The sequence below is a fragment of the Propioniciclava sp. LT294 genome (assembly GCF_059516005.1).
In genome coordinates this window covers 98770-122506 of sequence record NZ_JCAKNG010000002.1, presented here as the reverse complement: position 1 = coordinate 122506, position 23737 = coordinate 98770, and the positions used below count along the sequence as shown (strand labels likewise).

At 70.8% G+C, this 23737-nt stretch carries 23 protein-coding genes and 1 tRNA gene; 13 read left to right on the top strand and 11 right to left on the bottom strand.

From position 1 onward, the window contains the following. The first annotated feature begins 63 nt into the window (after positions 1–63). Genes AC5YDA_RS03150 through galK form a run of 3 tightly spaced genes read left to right on the top strand, consistent with a single transcriptional unit; the run spans position 64 to position 5177 of the window. Positions 64–3891, top strand: a complete 3828-nt coding sequence (locus AC5YDA_RS03150) for a multifunctional oxoglutarate decarboxylase/oxoglutarate dehydrogenase thiamine pyrophosphate-binding subunit/dihydrolipoyllysine-residue succinyltransferase subunit (RefSeq protein WP_496188819.1) — start codon at positions 64–66, stop codon at positions 3889–3891. A 7-nt stretch (positions 3892–3898) separates the two neighbouring features. Next, a complete protein-coding gene (locus tag AC5YDA_RS03145; protein WP_496188791.1) occupies positions 3899–4084 on the top strand; it encodes a DUF6104 family protein in 186 nt (61 codons plus the stop codon). Further along, on the top strand, positions 4068–5177 hold the full coding sequence (gene galK / locus AC5YDA_RS03140; RefSeq protein WP_496188792.1) for a galactokinase: 1110 nt from the start codon (positions 4068–4070) through the stop codon (positions 5175–5177). Before AC5YDA_RS03145 ends, galK begins: the two co-directional genes overlap by 17 nt. On the opposite strand, the gene AC5YDA_RS03135 is transcribed toward galK, so the two are convergent. Then, a complete protein-coding gene (locus tag AC5YDA_RS03135) occupies positions 5161–5532 on the bottom strand; it encodes a hypothetical protein (protein ID WP_496188793.1) in 372 nt (123 codons plus the stop codon). The two genes, galK and AC5YDA_RS03135, sit on opposite strands and share 17 nt — an antisense overlap. Positions 5533–5686: 154 nt before the next feature. On the opposite strand from AC5YDA_RS03135, the gene AC5YDA_RS03130 reads away from it, so the two are divergent. After that, complete coding sequence (locus AC5YDA_RS03130) at positions 5687–5935, top strand: WhiB family transcriptional regulator (protein WP_496188794.1); 249 nt, start codon at positions 5687–5689, stop codon at positions 5933–5935. A 59-nt stretch (positions 5936–5994) separates the two neighbouring features. Further along, positions 5995–7113: an ROK family protein gene (locus AC5YDA_RS03125; RefSeq protein WP_496188795.1), complete on the top strand. Its 1119-nt coding sequence runs from the start codon at positions 5995–5997 to the stop codon at positions 7111–7113. A 22-nt stretch (positions 7114–7135) separates the two neighbouring features. Here AC5YDA_RS03125 and AC5YDA_RS03120 read toward each other — a convergent pair whose 3' ends face one another. The 4 genes from AC5YDA_RS03120 to AC5YDA_RS03105 form a co-directional block, all read right to left on the bottom strand. Further along, positions 7136–8611 carry a sensor histidine kinase gene (locus tag AC5YDA_RS03120; protein WP_496188796.1) on the bottom strand — a complete coding sequence of 492 codons (1476 nt, stop codon included), beginning with the start codon at positions 8609–8611 and terminating at the stop codon, positions 7136–7138. A 109-nt stretch (positions 8612–8720) separates the two neighbouring features. Then, entirely contained in the window at positions 8721–8795 is a 75-nt protein-coding gene (locus tag AC5YDA_RS03115) for a 50S ribosomal protein bL37 (protein ID WP_372727394.1), read from the bottom strand. Between the two features lie 83 nt (positions 8796–8878). Further along, positions 8879–9151 carry a mycothiol system anti-sigma-R factor gene (gene rsrA, locus AC5YDA_RS03110; protein WP_496188797.1) on the bottom strand — a complete coding sequence of 91 codons (273 nt, stop codon included), beginning with the start codon at positions 9149–9151 and terminating at the stop codon, positions 8879–8881. After that, complete coding sequence (locus AC5YDA_RS03105; protein WP_496188798.1) at positions 9144–9770, bottom strand: sigma-70 family RNA polymerase sigma factor; 627 nt, start codon at positions 9768–9770, stop codon at positions 9144–9146. The genes rsrA and AC5YDA_RS03105 overlap by 8 nt, the downstream gene beginning before the upstream one ends. Positions 9771–9913: 143 nt before the next feature. Here AC5YDA_RS03105 and AC5YDA_RS03100 point away from each other — a divergent pair, with 143 nt between their 5' ends. The 5 genes from AC5YDA_RS03100 to AC5YDA_RS03080 are packed head-to-tail and all read left to right on the top strand — an operon-like array spanning position 9914 to position 14569. After that, positions 9914–10558, top strand: coding sequence for a DoxX family protein (locus tag AC5YDA_RS03100; RefSeq protein ID WP_496188799.1), 645 nt, complete (start codon positions 9914–9916; stop codon positions 10556–10558). Continuing rightward, on the top strand, positions 10545–11831 hold the full coding sequence (aroA, locus tag AC5YDA_RS03095) for a 3-phosphoshikimate 1-carboxyvinyltransferase (protein ID WP_496188800.1): 1287 nt from the start codon (positions 10545–10547) through the stop codon (positions 11829–11831). The genes AC5YDA_RS03100 and aroA overlap by 14 nt, the downstream gene beginning before the upstream one ends. After that, positions 11828–12838 (top strand): ribosome small subunit-dependent GTPase A, encoded by a 1011-nt coding sequence (gene rsgA / locus AC5YDA_RS03090; protein WP_496188801.1) that lies wholly within the window; start codon positions 11828–11830, stop codon positions 12836–12838. Before aroA ends, rsgA begins: the two co-directional genes overlap by 4 nt. Before the next feature lie 43 nt (positions 12839–12881). After that, positions 12882–13703 carry an inositol monophosphatase family protein gene (locus AC5YDA_RS03085; protein WP_496188802.1) on the top strand — a complete coding sequence of 274 codons (822 nt, stop codon included), beginning with the start codon at positions 12882–12884 and terminating at the stop codon, positions 13701–13703. An 8-nt stretch (positions 13704–13711) separates the two neighbouring features. Further along, a complete protein-coding gene (locus tag AC5YDA_RS03080; RefSeq protein ID WP_496188803.1) occupies positions 13712–14569 on the top strand; it encodes a hypothetical protein in 858 nt (285 codons plus the stop codon). Between the two features lie 8 nt (positions 14570–14577). Here the strand turns inward: AC5YDA_RS03080 and serA are convergent, their stop codons facing one another. From serA to AC5YDA_RS03050, 6 genes are read right to left on the bottom strand one after another with little or no spacing between them, the layout of a single operon-like run. After that, positions 14578–15768, bottom strand: coding sequence for a phosphoglycerate dehydrogenase (gene serA, locus AC5YDA_RS03075; protein ID WP_496188804.1), 1191 nt, complete (start codon positions 15766–15768; stop codon positions 14578–14580). Positions 15769–15778: 10 nt separating this feature from the next. Beyond that, a complete protein-coding gene (locus tag AC5YDA_RS03070; RefSeq protein WP_496188805.1) occupies positions 15779–16573 on the bottom strand; it encodes an ABC transporter ATP-binding protein in 795 nt (264 codons plus the stop codon). Then, positions 16570–17400 carry an ABC transporter ATP-binding protein gene (locus AC5YDA_RS03065; RefSeq protein WP_496188806.1) on the bottom strand — a complete coding sequence of 277 codons (831 nt, stop codon included), beginning with the start codon at positions 17398–17400 and terminating at the stop codon, positions 16570–16572. Before AC5YDA_RS03065 ends, AC5YDA_RS03070 begins: the two co-directional genes overlap by 4 nt. Further along, on the bottom strand, positions 17397–18209 hold the full coding sequence (locus AC5YDA_RS03060; RefSeq protein WP_496188807.1) for an ABC transporter permease: 813 nt from the start codon (positions 18207–18209) through the stop codon (positions 17397–17399). Before AC5YDA_RS03060 ends, AC5YDA_RS03065 begins: the two co-directional genes overlap by 4 nt. Beyond that, positions 18206–19159, bottom strand: coding sequence for an ABC transporter permease (locus tag AC5YDA_RS03055; protein WP_496188808.1), 954 nt, complete (start codon positions 19157–19159; stop codon positions 18206–18208). The genes AC5YDA_RS03060 and AC5YDA_RS03055 overlap by 4 nt, the downstream gene beginning before the upstream one ends. Before the next feature lie 6 nt (positions 19160–19165). Continuing rightward, positions 19166–20770, bottom strand: coding sequence for an ABC transporter substrate-binding protein (locus AC5YDA_RS03050; RefSeq protein ID WP_496188809.1), 1605 nt, complete (start codon positions 20768–20770; stop codon positions 19166–19168). Positions 20771–20885: 115 nt separating this feature from the next. On the opposite strand from AC5YDA_RS03050, the gene AC5YDA_RS03045 reads away from it, so the two are divergent. The 3 genes from AC5YDA_RS03045 to AC5YDA_RS03035 all read left to right on the top strand — a co-directional run bounded on the left by AC5YDA_RS03045 (position 20886) and on the right by AC5YDA_RS03035 (position 23695). After that, a tRNA-Met gene (locus AC5YDA_RS03045) sits at positions 20886–20962 on the top strand. Positions 20963–21050: 88 nt separating this feature from the next. Beyond that, positions 21051–22343, top strand: coding sequence for a M16 family metallopeptidase (locus AC5YDA_RS03040; protein WP_496188810.1), 1293 nt, complete (start codon positions 21051–21053; stop codon positions 22341–22343). Next, a complete protein-coding gene (locus AC5YDA_RS03035; RefSeq protein ID WP_496188811.1) occupies positions 22343–23695 on the top strand; it encodes a M16 family metallopeptidase in 1353 nt (450 codons plus the stop codon). The genes AC5YDA_RS03040 and AC5YDA_RS03035 overlap by 1 nt, the downstream gene beginning before the upstream one ends. The last annotated feature ends 42 nt before the right edge of the window (positions 23696–23737 follow it).

Below are 23737 nucleotides of genomic sequence, written 5' to 3'. Positions count from 1 at the left end.
CGCTACGATCGCCTCGGGGGCGACGTCGACGGGTCGTCCCGTGCGATCTGATGGAAGAAGGCGATTGTGGCGACGGCGCCCGGCAACAACTCCAACGACGACCTCTCGAACTTCGGAGCCAATGACTGGCTGATCGAGGAGATGTTCGAGGCCTACACCAAGGATCCCGGTTCGGTGGATCCCTCCTGGCGTGACTTCTTCGCCAGTCGTGCAGGCACGACCCCCCCGGCCCCGGCCACGCCTGCGGCGCAGCCCGTTCCCCAGACCCAGGCCGTCCCGGAAGCCCAGCCCGCCGCTCAGCAGGCAGCCCCGGCCGCCCCCGCTCCGGCACCGAAGGCCGCCGAGGCCCCGGCCCAGAAGCCCGCCACCGAGCCGGCTGCGGCCAAGCCCGCCCCGGCCACCACGTCGCCCGCGCCGCAGGCGCGCCAGGAGTCGGCGACCGGCCCCAAGAACCCCGGCTCGGCCGGTGGCCTCTCGGCGAACCGCCCCTCGGCGCGTCGCAAGATCGAGGAGGCCGAGGCGCCCACGCGCACCGTGATGCGCGGCGCCCCCATGCGCACGGCCAAGAACATGGACCTCTCGCTGTCCATGCCGACGGCCACGTCCGTCCGCAACGTGCCGATGAAGCTCATCATCGAGCAGCGCGACATCGTCAACAAGCACCTGGCCCGCACCACCGGCGGCAAGGTCTCGTTCACGCACCTGCTGGGCTACGCGATGGTCAGGGCCATCGCGATGATCCAGGACATGAACGTGGGCTACGACGAGGAGAACGGCAAGCCCGTCCTCATCACCAACCACCAGGTCAACCTGGGCCTGGCGATCGACATGCCCCGGCCGGACGGCAGCCGCACCCTGATCGTGCCGAACATCAAGGCCGCCGACCAGATGAACTTCCGTGAGTTCTGGCAGGCCTACGAGGCGATGGTCAAGAAGGCTCGGAACAACGAGCTCACCGTCGACGACTTCGCCGGCACCACCGCGTCGCTCACCAACCCCGGCGGCATCGGGACGTCGCACTCCGTGCCGCGCCTCATGCCCGGCCAGGGCGTCATCCTCGGCGTCGGCTCGATCGACTACCCGCCGGAGTTCCAGGCTGCGTCCGACCAGCGCATCAAGGAACTGGGCGTCAGCAAGATCACGACGCTCACCAGCACCTACGACCACCGTGTCATCCAGGGCGCCACGTCGGGCGAGTTCCTGAAGGTGATGCACGAGCTGATCATCGGCAAGCACGACTTCTACGACGAGATCTACCTGTCGCTGCGCGTGCCGTACGTCCCGCTCCGCTGGGCATCCGACGACTCCGCGCACCGTCCCTACGAGCTCTCCAAGGGCGCGCGCGTCGTCCAGCTCATCGACGCGTACCGCAGCTGGGGCCACCTCATGGCCGACATCGACCCGCTCGAGTACCAGCAGCGCAGCCACCCCGAGCTCGAGCTCGAGGCGCACGGCCTCTCCATCTGGGACCTCGACCGCGAGTTTCCCGTGGGCGTCTTCGGCGGCCACGAGAAGGACACCATGACGCTGAAGGACGTGCTGGTCCAGCTCCGCACGGCCTACTGCGGCCACGTCGGCGTCGAGTACATGCACATCGCCCACACCGAGCAGCGCCGCTGGGTGGAGTCGCACTTCGAGAGCCCGAGCATCCGCTGGGGCCGCGAGGAGCACCTGCGCATCCTCGACAAGCTCAACGAGGCCGAGATCTTCGAGACCTTCCTGCAGACGAAGTTCGTGGGCCAGAAGCGCTTCTCCCTCGAGGGTGCCGAGGGCACCATCGTCATGCTCGACGAGATCTGCGACATGGCCGCCAACGAGGGCCTCGACGAGGTCGCGATCGGTATGCCGCACCGCGGCCGCCTGAACGTCCTGGCCAACATCGTCGGCAAGAGCTACGGGCAGATCTTCCGTGAGTTCGAGGGCTCCATCGACCCCAACCAGGTCATGGGCACCGGCGACGTGAAGTACCACCTGGGCGCCGAGGGCAAGTTCACCTCGCTGAGCGGCAAGACCATCCGGACGTCCGTGGCCGCCAACCCGAGCCACCTGGAGGCCGTCAACCCGGTCCTGGAGGGCATCGCACGCGCCAAGATGGACGCCGCGGGCACCCTCGAGCAGGGCGCCGTCCTGCCCGTCCTGCTGCACGGCGACGCGTCGTTCTCCGGCCAGGGCGTCGTCTACGAGACGCTGCAGATGAGCCAGCTCCGCGGCTACAAGACCGGCGGCACCATTCACGTCGTCGTCAACAACCAGGTCGGCTTCACCACCGCCCCGTCCGAGTCGCGGACATCGACCTACTGCACCGACGTGGGCAAGGCGATCGGCGCCCCGATCTTCCACGTCAACGGTGACGACCCCGAGGCCGTGGCCCGCGTCGGACGCCTCGCGTTCGAGTACCGCCAGCGCTTCCAGGCCGACGTCATCATCGACCTCGTCGCGTACCGCCGTCGTGGCCACAACGAGGGCGACGACCCGAGCTTCACCCAGCCGAAGATGTACGACCTCATCGAGCAGAAGCGCTCCGTGCGCCGCCTCTACACCGAGGCGCTCATCGGCCGTGGCGACATCTCGACCGAGGACGCCGAGGGCGTGATGGAGAAGTTCCGCGCCCGTCTCGAGGGCGTGTTCAAGGAGGTCAAGTCCGCCGACGAGGAGGACGACTCCTACCGCAAGGTGCCGTTCTACCCCGCCAAGCTGGGCCAGGAGCAGGGCACCGCGATCTCACGCGAGGTCATGCAGCGCATCGCGGACGCCCAGGTGACGTTCCCCGAGGGGTTCAACGTCCACCCGAAGGTGCTGCCGCAGATGCAGCGTCGCGCCGACTCGATCGCCACCGGCCCCATCGACTGGGCCACGGCGGAGTTGCTGGCCTTCGGCTCGCTGCTGATGGAGGGCCGGACGGTCCGCCTCACCGGCCAGGACAGCCGCCGCGGCACGTTCTCCCAGCGCTTCGCCGCGGTCGTCGACCGGGACACGAACGAGGAGTACGTCCCGCTCAAGCACCTGACCGATGACCAGGGCCAGTTCCACGTGTTCGACTCGCTGCTGAGCGAGTACGCGGTCATGGGCTTCGAGTACGGCTACTCGGTGGCGTCGCCGCAGTCGCTCGTGCTCTGGGAGGGCCAGTTCGGTGACTTCGCCAACGGTGCGCAGACCATCGCCGATGAGTTCATCTCCTCCGGCGACGCGAAGTGGACCCAGAAGTCCGGCGTGACCCTGCTGCTGCCCCACGGCTACGAGGGCCAGGGCCCCGACCACAGCTCGGCACGCATCGAGCGCTGGTTGCAGCTGTGCTCCGAGGGGGCGCTGGCGGTCTGCCAGCCGTCGACGCCGGCGTCGCACTTCCACCTGCTCCGCACCCACACCTATGTGAACTGGCACCGTCCGCTGGTGATCATGACCCCGAAGTCGATGCTGCGCAGCAAGGCAGCGGCCTCCCCGGTCGAGGAGTTCACCCACGGCAGGTGGCGTCCGGCCATCGGCGACGAGTCGATCACCGACGACTCGGCGGTGCAGGCGGTCATCCTCTGCTCGGGCAAGATCCGTTGGGAGCTCGTGACCCAGCGCGCCAAGCGCGGGCTGGACGGCAAGGTCGCGATCGTGTCGCTGGAGCGTCTCTACCCGCTGCCCACCGACGACCTGGTCGAGGAGCTGTCCCGTTACCCGCACGTCACGGACATCCGCTTCGTGCAGGACGAGCCGCTCAACCAGGGTTCGTGGCCGTTCATGGCGCTGCACCTGCCCGAGGCCCTCTCACCGCGTCTGGGGGGCCGCGAGATCAAGCTCGCGCCGGTGGCGCGCCCCGAGTCGTCCTCGCCGTCGGTGGGCCTGCTCAAGGTGCACCAGGCTCAGGAGAAGCTCCTGATGGACCGGGCGTTCGAAGGGATCTGATCGAACGGTGTACTTCACCGACCGCGGCATCGAGGAACTCGAGGCCAGGCGCGGCGACACTGAGGTGACGCTCGCCTGGCTCGCCGAACAACTGCGCACATTCGTCGACCTGAACCCCGAGTTCGAGGTACCGGTCGAGCGCCTCGCCACGTGGCTGGCACGACTGGAGGATGACGATGACGAGTTCGAATGACGGAGCACTCGGTGTCTCACCGGGCCGGGTCAACCTGATCGGCGAGCACACCGACTACAACGACGGCTTCGTCCTTCCCATCGCCTTGGGGCAGGTCGCGCGCGTGCGCGCCGTTCCGGCCGCCGGCGGCGGCGTCCGTGTCTCGTCGGCCCAACTGGGCGAGTCCGTCGACCTCGCCGACCTCTCCCCCGGGCCTCGTGCCTGGTGGGGGTACGTGGCCGGCGTGGTGTGGGCCCTGCGCGAGCGCGGACACGACGTCGGCGGGGTGGATCTCACCCTCGACAGCGCCGTCCCCCTCGGCGGGGGCCTCTCCAGCTCCGCGGCCATCGAGTGCGCCACGACACTGGCGTTGGACGCGCTGGGTGGCTTCGGGCTGTCGCCCCAGGAACTCGCCGAGGTCGCCCAGTCCGCCGAGAACGGTTTCCTGGGCATCCCCACCGGCCCCATGGACCAGCGGGCCAGCCTGTGGTGCACCACCGACCACGCCCTCCTCCTGGACTGCCGCACGCTGGAGACCCGACAGGTGCCGTTCGCGCTGCCGGATGACCTCGTCCTGGCGCTGGTCGACACCCGCAGCCCGCACGTCCTGGCGGACGGCCACTACGCCCAGCGCCGCTCCGCCTGCACCCGGGCGGTGGACGCCCTCGGCGTCCGTGCCCTGCGGGACATCGACGAACGCGACCTGCCGAGCGCCCTGGCACGGCTCGACGACGACGAACTCGTTCGCCGCGTCCGGCACGTCGTGACCGAGAACGCGCGCGTCCTCGCGGCCGTGGACGCCCTGGCCGCCGGCGACTGGACGACCTTCGGCGCGTTGCTCACCTCCTCCCACGCGTCGATGCGCGACGACTACGAGATCACCGTGCCCACGGTCGACCTGGCGGTGGAGGTCGCACTGTCCGAAGGTGCCCTCGGCTCGCGCATGACGGGTGGCGGCTTCGGCGGGACCGTCATCGCACTGCTGCCGGCGGCCCGCCTGGAAGCCTTCACGGAGTCGCTGGAGCGGGCCTACGCGGACCGCGGGTTCACGTCGCCGGGGATCAGCACGACGCGTGCCTCCGCCGGTGGGATCGAGCTCAGCGCCGCCCGGTGAGCCACGCGGTGCTCGCGGGCAGCACGAGTCCGATGACCGCGACGAGCCCGGCCGCGGCGCCGAGCCAGGCCAGCGGGGCGTTGTTCATCGCGAGTTGGCCGTAGGCGAACACGTGCAGGAGCCCGGCGGCCACCACCGGGCCGCGCGCCCAACGGGACCCGCGCAGCAGGAAGAACGCGCCCGCGCCGACCAGCAGCCCCCACAGCCCCAGGGCGAGCCCCACCCCACCGCTGAACGATCCGTGGCCCTCGGCCAGGGACAATCCGGCCATCACGATGGAGAAGAGGGCCAGACCCGACGTGGCGAGGGCAGCCAGGAGGACACCGACCGGACGAGTGGGAGCAGACTCTGACACGGCCGCGATTCTAGAGGCTCGCACCAATTCGGCCCACCTCCGGCCGCGCCCCCTTGTTTTCGGACCGACAAGTTGGCAAGGTAGACGGGCATGCCCGGTCACGTGACGGGCTGCGGCCAAACGTCATTTTCCCATCACAAGGAGTGGTTGCCGCATGGACTGGCGCCATCGGGCTGCATGCCTGACCGAGGACCCGGAATTGTTCTTCCCCGTGGGGAACACTGGCCCGGCCATCATGCAGATCGCTGAGGCCAAGAAGGTCTGCGCGCGCTGCGAGGTGCGCACGGATTGCCTTCAGTGGGCTCTCGAAGCGGGCCAGGACCACGGTGTCTGGGGTGGTCTTTCCGAGGACGAGCGCCGCGCGATGAAGCGGCGCAACGCGCGGGCGCGCGTTCGTAGCTGACGCACGCGCCAGATCAACGCCTCAGGGGGCCGGGGCGGTGGATTGGGGGTTCAGGGCACATGCCCCATCGGTGGTCGCTCGACCCGACCAGCCAGCGAGTGGCACTCACCGTCCTGAGACGGGGGCCCATCTCGCGGTCCGACCTCGGACGTGACCTCGGCCTGTCCTCGGCCAGCGTGACCCGTCTCACCAAGCCCATGGTCCAGGCCGGGTTGCTGGTGGAGCGTGAGCCGGTCGAGCGCAGTACGGGGCGTCCCGCCCTCCCCCTCGACATCGCCGCTGACAGCGCGACCTTCGTGGGCCTGAAGATCTCCCACGAGGGCATGCACGCCGTCCTCACCGACCTGCGCGGCACGATCCTGGCCAAGACCTCCTGCACGGGGGACCACCTCTCGCCGCAGGACGTGACGGCGGCCGCGAGCACCTTGATCGACGAGCTGACCGCGGGTCGTGTCCGTCCCAATGCGCTGGGCGTCGCACTCGGCGCCACCGTGGGCCGGGACGGCCTGGTCCGGGGGGCCCGGTTCCTCGGCTGGGAGGACCCGGTCGACCTCGCCGCGCTCCTCGAGGCCGAGACCGGCCTGGCCACCACCATCGACAACGACGTGAACGCCTTCACCGTGTCCGAACACTGGTTCGGGGTCGGGCGCGAGGCGACGGAGTTCGCCGTCGTCACGATCGGGGCCGGCGTCGGGGTCGGGCTGGTCGCCCGGGACGGCCTCGTCCGCGGACGGGCCGGGGCTGCGGGCATGGTCGGCCCCCTCTTCCTCGCCGGCGGGCGCCAGGTGGGCGAGGTCCTCCACGGCGAGGTGCTGGCCCACCGACTCGCAGCCCTGCTCGGCCATCGCGTGGCTCTGGCGGAGTTCGCCGAGCTCCCGGGCAGCGCCGAGCACGACGAGGCCCTCGCCCAGCTGCTCGACGAGGTCGCGGACGCGGTGGGCCAGGTCGCCGGCACCGTGGCGGCCATCACCGCGCCGGAGGTCCTGCTGGTGGCCGGTGAGGGCGCTCCCCTGCTGGCCGGACGGGAGGACCGGATCGTGCGGGCCGTGGCCAGCATGGTGCCGGACCACCTGCCGGCACCGGCCGTGGTCGTGGACGCCGTCGGCGATGACGAGTGGGCCCGGGGGGCGGCGGCGCTGGCCATCCGCAACCACATGGGCGTGCCGCGCCCTCACTGACTGATCGCCGTGGGGCCCGCGCTCAGCGCTCGGCCGCCGGTGCGAGCGGGATGGTGATCTTGGCGCGCGTCCCGCCGCCCTCCTCGCGGGGCTCCATCTCGAACGTGCCGTCCAGGTCGGCGACGAGGGTCGTCACGATGGACAGCCCGAGCGAGCGGGACTGCTCGAGCGTGAAGTGGGCCGGGAGGTCCTCACCGTCGTTCTCCACGTCGACCCGCAGGACGCCGTCACGCTGGGACGGGCGCACGATCACCTCGCCCGGGGCGTCCGCGAGGCCGTGCTCGAGTGCGTTCTGGACGACCTCGGTGAAGACGAGCGAGAGGTTCGTGGCGACGTCGGCGGGGATGCTGCCGAAGCTCCCCACGCGGGTCATGGCGACCTTGCTGCGGGAGGTGGCGACGTCCCGCACCATCGTCATCAGCCGGTCTGCGACCTCGTCGAAACGGACGGCCTCGTCGAACCCCTTCGAGAGGATCTCGTGGACGACGGCGATGGCCCCGACGCGCTTCTGGGCATCGGCCAGGGCGCTGGACGCCTCGGTGGAGGTCGTGCGTCGGGCCTGCAGTCGCAGGAGCGCGGCAACCGTCTGAAGGTTGTTCTTGACGCGGTGGTGGATCTCACGGATGGTCGCGTCCTTCGTGACCAGTTCCCGCTCGCGGTTGCGCAGGTCGGTGATGTCGCGACAGGTCACGAGCCAGCCGACGTTCTCGCCCTCGCGGTGCAGCGGCTGTGAGCGCAGGCGCACCGTCCCCTGACGGGTCTCCAGCGCGTGCTCACGGGCCCGGTTGGCCACCAGCAGGGGAGCCGCGACCTGGTCGACCGGTTCGCGCCGCACCTCGGCCAGACCGTTGGCGATCACCCTCAGATCCTCTCCCAGGAGGTCGCCGGCCCACCCCAGCCGCCGGAAGGCGCTCATCGCATTGGGGCTCGCCCAGGTGATGATGCCGTTGCGATCGAGACGGAGGGAGCCATCGCCCACGCGCGGGCTCTCCCACGGGACGGGCTTGTCACCGGGCATCGGGAACGTCGCCGTGAGCAGCATGTCCATGATGATCTGGGCGGTCTCGAGGTAGGTGTCCTCCAAGGCGCCCGGCGCACGGATGCCCATCCGGTTGGTGTGCATCTCGACGACGCCGATCACGGTGCCGTGACGCACGATCGGGACGGCGTGGATGTCCACCGGGATCCCCGCGTGGAGCTTGTTGCCGCTGGTCTCGCAGATCTCGCGCGAGAGGTACGCCTCGGTGACGAGGCTCTCCGGGTCGTAGGCGATCTCCTCGCCCACCACGTCGTCCTCGAGCGCGGTCGGCCCCGTCGTGGGACGGAACTGCGCAGCCGCCCAGAAGACGTTGGGGTCCTGGTCCGGCACCCACAGGATCAGGTCGCTGAACGAGAGGTCGGCCAGCACGTCCCACTGGTCCACGAGCCCGGACAGCCACAACGTGTCGTCGGCCGACAGGTCGCTGTGCTGGGCCACCACCTCGGTCAACATGAGCATGTCCGCCATCGTATTCTTCCCATGCACGGAACGGGCGCTCGGGGGCCCACGCACGGCAAACGAAAAGCCCCCACCGCGTGGTGGAGGCTCTCGGTGCTGGTCGAAGGACTCAGGCGTTGGGGCGCTTGCCGTGGTTCGCCTTGTTCTTCTTGCGCGCGCGGCGCTTGCGACCGGTCTTACCCATGATGGATCTCCTCTGCGTCGGTGCGCCGGGCGGCGCGACGGTCCATTCTGCCACGGACGCCGTGCGCGGCCCAATCGAGAACCCTACGCCTGCCCGGGAGCCGGGTCATGGATGATCGTGTAGCGCACCGTGTGGATCTGGGTCACGACACGCAGGCGCAGGGTCTCCGGCGCGGGCGGGCAGGCGCAGGCACGACGGATCAGCCGCTTCAGGGCGTCCAGGAGGTCGGTCTCGTCCAAACAGTGGGCGCACACGTCGATGTGGTGGCGGAGCTCGTCCGCCTCGCGCTCGCTCAGCTCACCGTCCAGGAACTGGTTCACCCGCTCCGCCACGAAGCGGCAGTCGACCTCACGCATCGCGCCCCTCCGTCCCGATGCCGAGCGAGGCGGCGTGGTCGGCGAGCTTGGCCCGCAGCTGCGTCCGGCCGCGGTTGAGGCGCGACATGACGGTGCCGATGGGGGTCCCCATGATCTCGGCGATCTCCTTGTAGGAGAAGCCTTCGACGTCGGCGAGGTAGACCGCCATGCGGAAGTCGGGTGCGAGCTCGTTCATCGCCTCGGTGACCACCGAGTCGGGCATCCGGTCCAGCGCCTCCATCTCGGCGGACCGCAGGCCCGTCGAGGTGTGCTTCTCGGCCGCCGCCAGCTGCCAGTCCTCGACGTCGTCCCCGAAGCCCTCCTTCGGCTGGCGCTGCTTCTTCCGGTAGCTGTTGATGTAGGTGTTCGTGAGGATGCGGTACAGCCACGCCTTCAGGTTGGTGCCCGGCTTGAACTGGTGGAAGGACGCGAACGCCTTCGCGTACGCCTCCTGGACCACGTCCTCGGCATCGGCGGGGTTGCGGGCCATCCGCAGCGCGGCTCCGTACAACTGGTCGATGAAGGGCAGCGCGTCTCGCTCGAAGCGGGCGGCACGCTCCTCGGATGTCTCGGTGGCGACGTCGACCTCAGGGGTCGCATCGATTCTCGGCAGGTTCATCACGTACGAGAGTACCGCCGCCCCGACGGGCGGGTGGAGGCGCTTTACCGGGAGAGTCGGTGTCTCGGTGCTGGCCATACCGGGACAACACCGCGTCGCCGGGCTTTGTTCCCGTGGCCCGGCCGCCGTGGTAGGAATGATGCATGAATGTCGTGCGCGGAATCGGTCGTCTGCTGCTGGGCGGCTACTTCATCGTCCAAGGCGCCAAGGCGGTGAGGGATCCGGCCCAGTTCGCCCCCGTTGCCGAGCCCATCGCGCAGCGCTTCGTCCCGCTGGCCCAGCGATCGCTCCCTCCCGAGGCGGCCGCCTACATGCCCGAGGATCCCGACACGCTCATCCGCCTCAACGGCGCCGCCTCCGTGCTCGGCGGTCTCGGCATGGCGACCGGCATCGGACGCCGCGGCGCCGGCTACCTGGCCGCCGCCTCGTTGCTGCCGCACGTGATGGCGGCCAACCCCGGTGGTGCCTCCGAGAACGAGAGGAATGCCGTGCGCAGCCAGCTCCTGCGCAACCTCGCCCTCCTGGGTGCCGCACTCGTCGTGTCGCAGGACACCGCCGGCCAGCCGAGCCTCCTGTGGCGCGTGGCCGACAGCCGCAAGCGCCTGGCCCGCGAGGCCGAGCGCGCGCAGCGGACCGTCGCCCGTGGGGCGGGCCGTGCATCCAAGGTCGTCTCCCACGAGACGGGGCACGCCGCCAAGCTCCTCACGAAAGACGTGAAGCGCCTCAGGCGGGAAGCCCAACTGCAGGCAAGGGCCGCCCGCAGGAGCATCGAGGGTGCCCTCGCGTGATGTGCGCGGTCGTCGCGTGATCGCCTGGGTCGCTCCCACCCCGGACCGTCCGGTGCGTGGCTCCGTGGTCGTACCGGGTTCCAAGTCGGCCACGGCGCGCGCCCACGTGCTCGCGGCGCTGGCCGATGGTCCGTCGCGCCTGGTCGGGGCGCTGGATGCCCGGGACACCCGCCTCATGAGGACGGCGTTGGCGTCCCTCGGCGTGACGTACACCGACCACGAGGACGGCTCGGTCACCGTCACTCCCCCGGAACGGTTCTCCGCCGGAGCCGTGGACGTGGGGCTCGCCGGCACCATCATGCGCTTCGTCCCGCCCCTGGCCGCACTGGCCGACGGCCCGACCCCCTTCACCGGCGACCCCGAGGCCGAGGCCCGGCCCGTCGCCCCGCTGCTGGACGGCCTGGCGCAGGCCGGCGTCCGCATCGACGGCCGGTCGCTGCCGTTCACCGTCCACGGCACCGGGTCGGTCCGGGGCGGAGAGGCGACCATCGACGCGTCCGGTTCGAGCCAGTTCGTGTCGGGCCTCGTGCTGTCGGCCGCCCGGTTCGAGGAGGGCCTCACGCTCCACCACCGCGGCCTGACCGTCCCGTCCCGACCCCACATCGGCCTCACCCTGGCCATGCTGCGCGATCGCGGTGTGGACGCCGAAGAGGTGGGCCAGACATCGTGGCGCGTGCGCCCCGGCACCATCGCCGCCCGGGACGAGACGATCGAGCCCGACCTGGTGAACGCGGCGGTGTTCCTGGCCGCGGCCCTCCCGACCAACGGTGCGGTCACGGTGGCGTGGCCGCAGCACACGCTCCAGGCCGGCGAGACCATCCTCGGCGTGCTGGACGCATTGGGTGGCATCGTCACGCGCACCGACGGCTTCGTCACGGTCTCGGGCACCGGACGGGTCAGGGGCGCCGACCTCGACCTCACCGACGCCAGCGAGCTCACCTGCATCGCCGCCGCGCTGCTGGCGATCGCCGACGGCCCCGGGAGCATCCGCGGCGTCGCCCACGTGCGCGGTCACGAGACCGATCGCCTGGCTGCGCTGGAGACCGAGCTTTCCGCGCGCGGCGCCGGCGTCCGGCAGACCGCGGACGGGCTGGCCATCGCACCGCGCCCGCTGGCGGGGGGCCTGTGGCGCACATACGCCGACCACCGGATGGCGCACGCCGGGGCCGTCCTGGGGCTGGCCGTGCCGGGCGTCGAACTCGACGACGTGGGGGCGACCACCAAGACCATGGCGGACTTCGCGGCCCTGTGGGCGGATCTGGTGCAACCGTGAGCCGTCGCGCGCTCGAGCGTGACGAACACTACGGTTTCGGGCGGCCGCAGCGCCGGACACGCCCCCGCACCAAGGACCGCCCCGACTACTCCGACGCCGAGGTCGGCCTCGTCATCACCGTCGACCGGGGGCGCTACTCGGTCGACCTCGACAACGGGGACGGCCACCGGCGGGTGCTGGCCACCAAGTCACGCCAGCTCGGCCGCAAGGGCGTGATCGTCGGCGACCGCGTCCGCGTCGTGGGCGACACCTCCGGCATGCAGGGCACCCTGGCGCGCATCGTCGAGGTCCTGGAGCGGGAGACGGTCCTGCGGCGCACGGCCGACGACAACGACCCGTTCGAGCGGCCCATCGTGGCCAACGCCGACCAGCTCGCGATCGTCACCGCGCTGGCCGACCCCCCGCCCCGGATGGGCATGATCGACCGCATCCTCGTGGGTGCCTTCGACGCCGGCCTGGCGCCGATCCTCGTGCTGACCAAGGCCGACCTCGCTTCCCCCGACGACCTCCTGGCCGCCTACGACGGTCTGGACGTGGACGCGATCGTCGTCCAGCCGGGCGCCGACCTCACCCGTCTGCGGCAACTGCTGGCCGGCCATCGCACCGTCTTCGTCGGGCACTCCGGAGTCGGCAAGTCCACGCTGGTCAACGCGCTCATCCCCGACGCCCACCGCGCCACGGGCCTGGTGAACGAGGTCACGGGCCGCGGACGCCACACGTCGACCTCGGCCATCGCCCTGGAGCTGCCCGAGCCCGGTGGCTGGGTGATCGACACCCCCGGCGTCCGGTCGTTCGGGCTGTCGCACGTGACAACGGAGTCGATCCTCGCCGCGTTCGACGACCTCGCCGCGATCGTCGAGGCCTGCCCGCGCGGGTGTCGCCACGAGTCGACCGCACCCGAGTGCGCCTTGGACGCCGCCGTCGCCGAGGGCCGCCTGCGCCTCGAGCGGTTGGAGTCCTTCCGCCGCATGGAGAAGGTCTGGACCAGCCCGGCCTCCTGGGAATGAGCCGTTCGAGCCCTGCTCGGCGCTGACTACTAGGGTGGGAGACATGCCGGACGCCTCCTACGTCGACGACGTGCGCCTCGCCCACGTCCTTGCCGACACCGCCGACACGATCACCCTGAGCCGCTTCAAGGCCCAGGACCTGACCGTGACCAGCAAGCCCGACCTCACGGAGGTGACGGACGCCGACCTCGCCGTCGAGGACGCCCTGCGCGCCACCCTCAAGCGGGCCCGGCCACGCGACGCCGTGCACGGTGAGGAGCGCGAGGACACCGGCTGGGGGCCGCGCCGCTGGGTGATCGACCCGATCGACGGCACCCGCAACTTCGTCCGCGGTGTCCCCGTGTGGGCCACCCTCATCGCCCTGATGGAGGGCGACCGCGTCGTGGTCGGCCTCGTCTCGGCGCCCGCGCTGCAGCGCCGCTGGTGGGCCTCCGAGGGCGGAGGCGCCTACACCGGCAAGTCCCTCTCCAGCGCGCAGCGCCTGCAGGTCTCGGCGGTGGACGATGTCGAGGACGCGTCCCTGTCCTACTCATCGATCCACGGCTGGGTCGACTCCGGTCGCGGACAGGGTTTCGTCGACCTCATGCGCGAGTGCTGGCGCACCCGGGCCTACGGGGACTTCTGGAGCTACATGCTCGTCGCCGAGGGTGCCGTCGACATCGCCACCGAGCCCGACCTGGCCCTGCACGACATGGCCGCCCTCGACGTGATCGTCCGCGAGGCCGGTGGCCGGTTCACCAACATCGACGGCGTCGACGGCGTCGCCGGGCCCGGTGCACTGGCCACCAACGGCCGTCTGCACGAGGCGGTCGCCGGCGCGCTGGCGCCCATCGAGCCCACCACCGAGTTGGACACACTCCCCTGACCCCGCGGATGTCCGGGCGGACGCCGGTGCCGGTGGTCGCCGCGCAGGTCCTCAGCCACCCCGACGCGCTCCCGGCGACGGCGGCGTTCGTCAGGACGGTCCTCACCGAGTTCTTCGCGCTCCAGTTCTCGGTGCGCCTCGGGTTCCGGACGGTGCCCGTCGTGGACGTCGACCACCCGCTGGACGAGCGCGTCCCGTTCGTGCCCGACCGGATCGGTGCGTACCTGGACTTCATCGCCTTCTGGATCCGCCCGCTCGGTGACATCCGCCGCCGGTACGGCGGGCGGGCCCAGCGACGCGTCGCCGTGGAGTTCCTCGGGCTGATCAGGCAGTGCTACCAGGAGTCCTCCGGCGTCTACTCCCGGACCATGTCCACCACCAGGCGTCCGCGCTACCTCAAGGGCCGATTCCTGGCGATCCACGCGTTCGACCCGCACCTGCTCTGCGTGCCCAGCCTGCACATCATGATCGTCGTGCTCACCTGGACGTTCTACCGGCGCACGCACCGGGAACTGGGGGCCGACCCGGCCACCGCGTCCGCGCTCGATGCCCCACTCTTCGCGGGCGCGGTCGAGATCGCCGAGACCGTCCTGTACATCAAGCAGCACAGCGTGAACTGCATCCCGGCAGCGCTGTACGCGATGGGGCGCATCACACCCGGGGACGTCACCGAGACGGACGTGCTGGAGTTCACCGCCGCGCTGTTCGCCGATTCTCCGGTGGTCGCGCCCGAGGCGGTCGTCGAGATCCAGGCACACGTGCTGGCCACCTGGCGTGAGCTCGTCGCCGACGGCGCCGCGGACGCCACGTGGCAGCCTGCCGTGCTGCGCTTCCTGGCGCGGATCGACGCCACCACGCACGCCTGACCCGTGGTTCAGCGCACCTCGACGCGGATGGCCTCGGGCATCGCCTTGAGCGCCTCCATGACGGCGTCCGACACCTCGCCCGCGATGTCGAGCACGACGTAACCGGTCTGGCCGCGGGTGGCCAGCGTCTGGCCCTCGATGTTGGTGCCGTGCTCGGCCAGGATCGTGTTGATCGTGGCCAGCACGCCCGGGACGTTCCGGTGCAGGTGCATGATCCGTCGCGCGTGGGGTTGCTGGGCCTGGACGGCCGGGAGGTTCACCGACAGCACGGTGGACCCGTTCTCGACGAAGTCGGCCAGCTTGTTGGCCACGAAGTGCCCGATGTTCTCCTGGGCCTCCTCGGTCGAACCGGCGACGTGCGGGGTGAGGATGACGTTCGGGGTGCCGCGCAGCGGGTGCTCCCAGCCCGGCCCGTTCTTCTTGGGCTCGCTCTCGAACACGTCGATCGCCGCGCCGGCGATGTGACCCGAGTCGAGGTGCCGCTTGAGCGCGTGCGTGTCGACGACGAAGCCGCGCGAGAGGTTCAGGAAGAGCGACCGGGGGCGCATCATGCCGAACTCGCGGTCGCCCCAGATGCCGCGGTTGGCGGCCCGGCCGTCCACGTGGAGCGTGATGGTCTCGGCCTCGGCCAGCAGTTGCTCCAGCGAGCCCATGCGACGGGCGTTGCCCAGGGCGAGCCGGTCGACGATGTCGTAGAAGAACACGCGCATGCCGAGCGACTCGGCCACCACCGACAGCTGCGAACCGATGTTGCCGTACCCCACGATGCCGAGCGAGCGCCCCCGGACCTCGTGCGACCCCTTGGCCGACTTCACCCACTCCCCGGCGTGCATGCGGGCGTTGTGGTCGGTGAGGTGGCGCGCCATGGCGATGATCTCGCCGATCGCCAGCTCCACCACCGAGCGGGTGTTGCTGTAGGGGGCGTTGAACACGGCCAGCCCGCGCTGGGTCGCGTCGTCCAGGGCGATCTGGTTGGTGCCGATGCAGAACGCTCCGACCGCACGCAGCTGCGGGGCGGAGTCGATGACCTTCGCGGTGAGCTGCGTGTTGGAACGGATCCCGAGCAGGTCGACACCGTCGAGGGCGGCGATGAGGTCGTCCTCACCCAGCGCGCTCGACACCGCCTCAACCTCGTAACCACGCTCTTGGAGGAGCCGGATGCCGGAGGGGTGGATGTTCTCGAGGAGGAGCGCCTTCACCCGGGGCATTCTACGTTCTGATGCGGATCGTGGGGATCGCGGCCACCAGTCGGGCGGTGTAGGGGTGTTCCGGTGCCGTGAACAGCTGGGCGGTGGTGCCCGCCTCGACGATTTTCCCCCCCTGCAGGACGACGGCGTCCGGGCAGACGTGGCGGACGACGGACAGATCGTGGCTGACGAACAGCAGGGTGAGGCCGAGGTCGTCGACCAGGCCCATGAGGAGGTTCAGGACGGTCGCGCGGACGGAGACGTCCAGGGCGGAGACCGCCTCGTCGGCGATCAGGACACGCGGGTTGGGGGCCAGGGCGCGGGCGATGGCGATGCGCTGCCGTTGGCCGCCGGAGAACTCGTGCGGGAAACGGCCGGCGGCGTCCGCGGGCAGGCCCACGGCGTCCAGCACCTGCGCCACACGCCTGCGTTGGTCGACCGCGCCGAGTTCGCGTCGGACGCGGGGGCTGCGCAGTGGCTCGGCGACGATGTCGCCCACCCTCATGCGTGGGTTGAGCGAGCTGCGTGGGTCCTGGAAGACGAACTGGACGGCGGCGCGGAGGAAGCCGAGGTCGCGCTCCGGAACACCGGACACGGGGCGTCCGTCGAACCGGACGGTGCCCGAGGTCGGCCTGTCGAGGCCCGCCATGAGGCGGACGAGGGTGGACTTGCCGGAGCCGGACTCCCCCACGATGCCGAGCCGCTGCCCGGGAGCGACCGTGAGGCTGACGGCGTCCAGCGCGACGACCTTGCGGCGTCCCGTCGTGTGGACGCGCGTGAGGTGGTCGACCTCGAAGATGGGTCCCGAGGCGGTCATCGGGCCCCCCGCATGTACTCCGCCACCGTGGGCAGGCGCGTGCCGGGCTCCAGCAGGTCGAGGCGCGCGGTGGCCACGAGCCCCGCAGCGTACGGGTGGTGGGGTCGGGCGAAGACCTGCTCGACGCTCCCCCGCTCGACCACCTCGCCGTCGAGCATCACCAGCACGTCGGAGCACAGCTGGGAGACCACCGCCAGGTCGTGGCTGATGAACAGGCAACTGGCGCCCACGGCGTCCAGCGCCTCGTCAAGGACTCGGAGGACGGTGGCCTGCACGGTGACGTCCAGGGCGGTGGTGGGCTCGTCGCAGATCACCAGGTCCGGGCGGTTGACCAGCGCCATCGCGGTGACCACCCGTTGGCGCTGTCCGCCGGAGAGTTGGTGGGGATAGCTGTCGGCGACGCGCGCGGGGTCGGTGAACCCCACGGCTTCCAGCACCGCGAGGACGGCCGTGCGTGCGCGCCCGGCATTGGGGTCCCGGTGGAGGCGGAACGCCTCGGCGATCTGGCGTCCGGCCATCATGGTCGGGTCGAGCGCGGTCATGGGCTCCTGGAAGATCATGCCCATCCGGTCGCCCCGCAGCGGGGCCAGCTCGCGGTCGGTCAGGCCGATGAGCTCCTGGCCCGAGAGCTTGATCGAGCCGCTCACCCGTGCGTTGTCGGGCAGGAGCCCCATCACGGCGAGGGCCGTCACGGTCTTGCCGGAGCCGGACTCCCCGATGATGCCGAGCCTCTGCCCGGCGCCGAGGTCGAGGTCCAGCCCCTTCACCACGGGCGGCTTCTTGCCGAACGCGATCGTGAGGTCGCGGACCTGCAGGAGCTCGCTCACGAGACCTCCTGCAGCTTCGGATCCAGGAAGTCACGCAACCCGTCGCCGACGAGGTTGAACCCGAGCACCGCCACGGCGATCGCCAGACCGGGCCACAGGGCCTGGAGCGGCTGGCTGAACAGGTATGTCTGCGCGTCGCCGAGCATGCGCCCCCACGAAGGGACGGTCGGGGGGGTGCCCAGACCCAGGTAGGAGAGCGCCGCCTCGGCCAGGATCGCCATGGCGAAGCTGACCGACGCCTGCACGCCGATCAGGTGGCCGATGTTCGGCAGGACGTGGCGCACGGCAATGGCCGGCAGGGGCGTGCCGGACGCCCGCGCCGCCAGCACGTAGTCCGAGGCCAGGACGGACAGGGTGCCCGCCCTCGTGACGCGGATGAACGCCGGGATCGTGGCGATGCCGATCGCGATCATCGCCGTCTCGGTGGAGGCCCCGAACACCCCGGCCAACAGGATCGCCAGCAGCAGCGCCGGGAACGCGTAGGCCACGTCCACGGCGCGCATCGCGGCCTCCGCGGGCCACCGGGGCAACCAGGCGGCGAGGATCCCGAGCGGGACGCCGCCCAGCGCCGCGATCCCGACCGCGATGATGCCGACGTAGAGGGCCGAACGAGCGCCGACGAGGATGCGGCTGAGGATGTCGATGCCCATGTGGTCGGTGCCCAGCAGGTGCGGCCACCCCGGCGGCAGCAGGCGGGGGGCCGATCCCACGGCGGTCGCGTTGAACGGCGTCCAGGCGAACGACAGCAGTGCCAGCCCCACGACGCCGGCGACGAGGACCAGCCCGACCCAGAGTTCGGCCCGCTTCACGACGCCTCCCGGGTTCGCAGGCGCGGATCGATGAACACGTAGCTGATGTCCACCAGCGCGTTGATGGCCAACACGGCCAGCACCAACAGCATGACCACGCCACGGACCACCGCGAGGTCGTTCTGGCTCACCATGTCGAGGAGCAGGGATCCCAGTCCGGGGAGGACGAACACCCGTTCGATGACGATCGCGCCGACGATGAGGGCCGCCAACTGCAGCCCGAGGACGGTCACGAGGGAGAGTGCGGCGTTCCGGACGCCATGGCGCGCGAGCGCCCGCCAGCGCGTCCACCCGATGGAGCGGGCGGTGCGGTAGTAGTCCTCGGCGAGGACCTCGAGGAAGGCCGAGCGGACGTAGCGGATGAGCACGGCCGCCTGGACCATGCCCAGCGCGAGAACCGGCAGGACGAGGTGGCTCGCCCACTGCAGTGGATCACGCCCCAGCGGGACGTACCCGTTGGCCGGCAACCAGCCCAGGGTGACGCTGAACACGAACACCAACAGGATGCCGGCCCAGAACGCGGGGACCGCCATCCCCATCTGGGCGGCGGCGGACGTGGCGAAGCCGGGCCACCGGCGACGCTTCAGCGCTGCGATCGCGCCGAGGGGCAGGGCGATCAGCACGGCCAGCAGGAGCCCGCCCACGACCAGCGAGACGGTGACCCCGATGCGGGGCTCGATCAGTGTGCGGACGGGCAGCCCCGACAGCCACGAGCGACCGAAGTCGCCGGTGAGCATGCCCGTCACCCAGTCCACGTACTGGATGGGGAAGGGCCGGTCGGTCCCCAGCTGGGCCCGCTTGGCGGCCAACTGCTCCGGCGTCGCGCCCCGGCCCAGGATGACGGCGGCCACGTCCCCCGGCAGCGCTTGGGTGATCAGGAAGATCACCCCGGAGGCGAGGGCCAGGCTCAGCGCGAAGATGCCCAGCCGCGCCAGCACTTGGCGGGCCACCGACGACTAGGCCTTGGCGATCGTCGTGACGTCGAACGCGAGCGCGCTGTTGGCGTTCTTCGGCACACCGGTGACCCCGGCCTTGGTGACGACGAGGTTCGGCAGGCTGAACAGCCACACGGCCGCGGCGTCCTCGGCGATGAGCCTCGCGGCAGTCCGCAGGTGCGCCGGGTACCCCTCCAGCGTGCTCGCCGCCGCCGCGGCCACCTCCTGCTGCACCGCGGGGTTGTTGTAGCGCCAGTAGTAGGCCGGGTTGGCGAAGGTCGCGACGTCGCGCGGCTCGACGTGGGCGACGATCGTGAGGTCGTAGTCGGCCTTGGTCAACACCGTGTCCACCCAGCGCGCCGGGAACTGGAGCTCCTCGACCTGCGCGTTGATGCCCACCGCGCCGAGTTGGGAGGCGACGAACTGGGCGGCCTTGCTCGCGTACGGGAGCGCGGCGGGCTGCAGCCGGAGGGTCAGGGTGGGGTGCCCCGCCTCGGCGAGCAGGCGCTTGGACTCCTCCGGGTTGTACGGGTACAGGCCGGTCAGGTCCTCGTAATAGGAGTTCAAGGGAGTCGCCATCGACCCGATGGGGGTTCCCTTGCCACCCCACACGGTCTCGACCAGCGCCTTCTTGTCGATGGCCTGCGTGATCGCGCGCCGCACCCGGACGTCCTGCAGCGCGGGGTTGCCGGTACCTTGCACGTAGCCGGCCGACGGATCGGGCATCACGTACCCGTTGTTGATCCCCATCGTCACCTCGCCCTCGGTGAGACCCTCGATCACCGTGAAGCGGGAGGGGTCGGAGAACTGGGCCACCGTCTCCGGGGCCTGCAGGTTCGAGATGATGTCGAGCTGGTCGGTCAGCATGGCCGCCGTCATCGCGTTCGGGTCGCGGAAGTAGCGGAACGTGACCTCGTCGAAACGGACGGGGGTACCCCAGTAGGCGGTGTTGCGCGCCAGGGTGATGCTGTCGCCGGGCAGCCATGCGCGAAGGACGAGCGGCCCGGAACCCGCCGTCCTCGACCCCGCGTCGGTGAAGCCCGCGGGATTCATCACGATGCCGGCCGCACCGGCCATGTCGTAGAGCCAGAACACGTTCGGCTTGGCGAGCGTGATGGCCACCGTGGCGGGATCGAGGGCCTCCGCCTTCACGACGTCCGCCATCTGCCGCTTGAGCTTGGGCGCGGTCTCCCCCGTCCGGATCCGGTCGACGTTCTTGACCACCGCGTCAGCCGTGATGGGCGAGCCGTCCGCGAACTTCGCCAAGGGGTTGAGGGTGAAGGTGTAGGTCAGTCCGTCGTCCGTGACGTTCCAGGCCTGGGCGAGCAGAGGCTTGAGCTGCCCCTCGGCGTCCAGCCTCACCAGCGTCTCGTAGGCGTTGTAGAGCAGCGCCTGCGCCGGGGCCGCGGCGTCCGTGGCCGTGGGATCCAGGGTGGCCGGCTCGGCCGTCGCACCGATCACCAGCGTGCGCACCGCTCCGGCGGGCTGACTGGCCGGCGCCTGCGGCGTGGCTGGGGATTGCGTGGCACCGCCACCGGTGCACGCCGTGAGCACGACTGCCATCGCAGCCACCACCGCTCCGAGCGCACGACGTCGGGGCGTCCGCCCGAACACTGACTTGGCCATTTGCTTCCTCCGGATCGCCGCCACCTGCGAGCGCGGCAAGCCTACTGCACCGCACACACAGACCCGGATTTGGGATTGGCCGAGGGTTGCGGTAATCTAGTCCAAGCAACAACGACGCGGGGTGGAGCAGCTCGGTAGCTCGCTAGGCTCATAACCTAGAGGTCAGGGGTTCAAATCCCCTCCCCGCTACCACGTGAAGGCCCGGTCCCCGATGGGGGCCGGGCCCTTTCCTTGCCCGGCAGAACCCGGACGGATCGCTCCCTTGTGCTTGGATGGGCTGGTGACCACTGCTGTTCCACTCGGGTACCCGATCCACGCCGAAACGCTCGCCAACGGGCTGCGCGTGATCGTGAACCCTGACCACGCCGTCCCCTTCGTGGCGGTGAACCTCTGGTACGACGTCGGCTCCCGCGACGAGGAGCCCGGCCGCACGGGCCTGGCCCACCTGTTCGAGCACGTGATGTTCCAGGGGTCGGAGCACGTGGCGTCCGGCGAGCACTTCGACACGCTGCAGGCGTCGGGGGCCACCGGCAACGCGACGACCTGGTTCGACCGGACCAACTACTTCGAGGCCGTGCCGACCGGCGTCCTCGACCTCGCCCTGTGGTTGGAGGCCGACCGCATGGCCAACCTGCTGCCTGCGCTCACCCAGGAGAACTTCGACACGCAACGCGAGGTCGTCAAGGAGGAGAAGCGCCAGCGTTACGACAACGCCCCTTACGGCGACACCATCGACCACCTGCTGGCGCTGGCGTTCCCCTCCGGTCACCCGTACGGGCACACGGTCATCGGGTCGATGGACGACCTGGACGCCGCCTCCCTCGCCGACGCCCACCGGTTCTTCGCCACGTGGTACTCCCCCGGCAACGCCGTCCTGACCCTGGTGGGGGACGTGACGCCCGAGGACGGGGTCGCCAAGGCCCGGAAGTACTTCGGCAAGCTCCGCGGCCGGCCCGTTCCCGAGCGGGTCGACGTCGCCGCCCTGCCCCCGCACGAGGGTCTCCCGCGTCGGGTCACCTCGGCCCCGGTGCCGGCCGACATGGTCTACGTCCAGTGGCGGACGCCGGCGCGCGGATCGCGCGAGGCCGACGCGGTCGACATCGCCCTCACCGTGCTCGGTGGCAGCGAGACGTCACGGCTCTACCACCGCCTCGTGCGCACCGATGCCACCTGTTCGGGCGCCGGCTCCTCATCGATCCCCCTGCTCCGCGGCAACTCGCTCGCCATGGCGTACGCACGCGCGCTCGAGGGCCAGGACCTCGCCGCGATCGAGGCCGCCCTGTGCGAGGAGGTCGCCCGCTTCTGCGAGGAGGGCCCGACCGAGCCCGAACTGCAGCGCGTCCGCGTCCAGTTCGAGCGGGAGTGGCTGGGTGAGTGCTCACGTCTGGAGTCGCGGGCGGACCTGCTGAGCGGCCATGCCACCATGTTCGACGACCCGGCCCGGGTCAACATGCGCATCGTCGACTACACCAGCATCGGCGCCGACGAGGTCCGCGAGGCCGCCCAGCAGTGGCTGGACCCCGACGCGCGGGCCGTACTGGAGTACCGACGCGGACCGTTGGGAGGCGAGTAGTGGTCACGCTGCCGAAGCGTCCGAGGATCCGGCGCCCCGGCCCTTGGTCGTTCCCGCGAGGGCGCACCTTCCTGCTCAACAACGGGCTCCGCGTCATCCTGCACCACCTGCCCGGCCAGTACGTCGTATCCGTCGGCCTGCTGCTGGACGTGCCGCTGAGCAGTGAGCCGGACGACCGGGAGGGTGTGTCCATGCTCACGGCCAGCACGCTCGCCGAGGGCACGCTCACACACCCGGGCACCTCCTTCGCCGAAGCCGTGGAGGCGTCCGGCGCCGTGCTGGAGGCCACCGTCGGCTACAGCCACGTCCACGTCCTGGTCGACGTCCCCGGCGCGCACCTGCGCACCGCGATCCGGCTGCTGGCCGAAGCCGTGATGGAACCCCGATTGGCCGACGCGGACGTCGAGCGGCACCGCCGGCTCCAGGCGGCCCAATTGGAGCAGCAACTCGCGACGGGCTCCGGTCGGGCCAACCACGCCCTGCGCCGGGCGCTGATCGACGAGTCCTTCCGGGCATCGCGCAGCAGGGTCGGGATGCCCGGGGTCCTCGGCGAGGTGACGGGAGCGGATGTCCGGGCCTACCACCACGCGACCAACGGCCCACAAGGTGCCGTCCTGGTCATGTCGGGTGACTACGACCACGGCGTCCTCGACGACGTCATCGACATCTTCAGCGCCTGGGAGTGCCCCGCCCAGGAACGCAGCACCCACGAGGTACCCACGGCCCGCGCCGGAGCGGCGTGGCTCATCGACCGGCCGGGGTCGGTGCAGGCCGACATTCGTCGCGGCTGGTTCACCATCGACCGGCGTGACCCCCGCTGGGCGGACCTCCAGATCGCGACGAACGCGCTCGGCGGGGCCTACCTCAGCCGCCTCAACCGTGTCCTGCGTGAGGAGAAGGGTTTCACCTACGGCGTCAGCCTGCTCAACTCCCCCATGCGCAGCGGTGGTTACTCCTACACCCACGGCTCGTTCCGCAACGAGGTGGTGGGCGAGGCGCTGTCCCTGATGCCGTCGTTGCTGGACGTGGCGGCCAATCCCATCACGAAGGACGAGGTGGACCGCGCCCGCGACTACATCGTCGGGACCACTCCCCTGCGGTACGCCACGGCGACGGGGGTGACCCTGGGTGTCCTGAGCCTGCTCGGTGCCGGAATGGGCGCGGACGCCATCGACTCCCAGCTCGCGGCCTACCGCAAGGTCACGCCGGCCAGCGCATCGGCGGCGGCCGCCGACCTCTTCGACGCCAACGGCGGAGCGCTCGTGGTCGTCGGCGACGCAGGGATCCTGGAGGGACCGGTACGGTCGGCCGGCTGGGACCCGATCATCGTGCCCGTCGGCAGCTGGATCTGATGGACCGGGCCCCGCGCCGGCCGGCGCGGGGCACCACGGGGG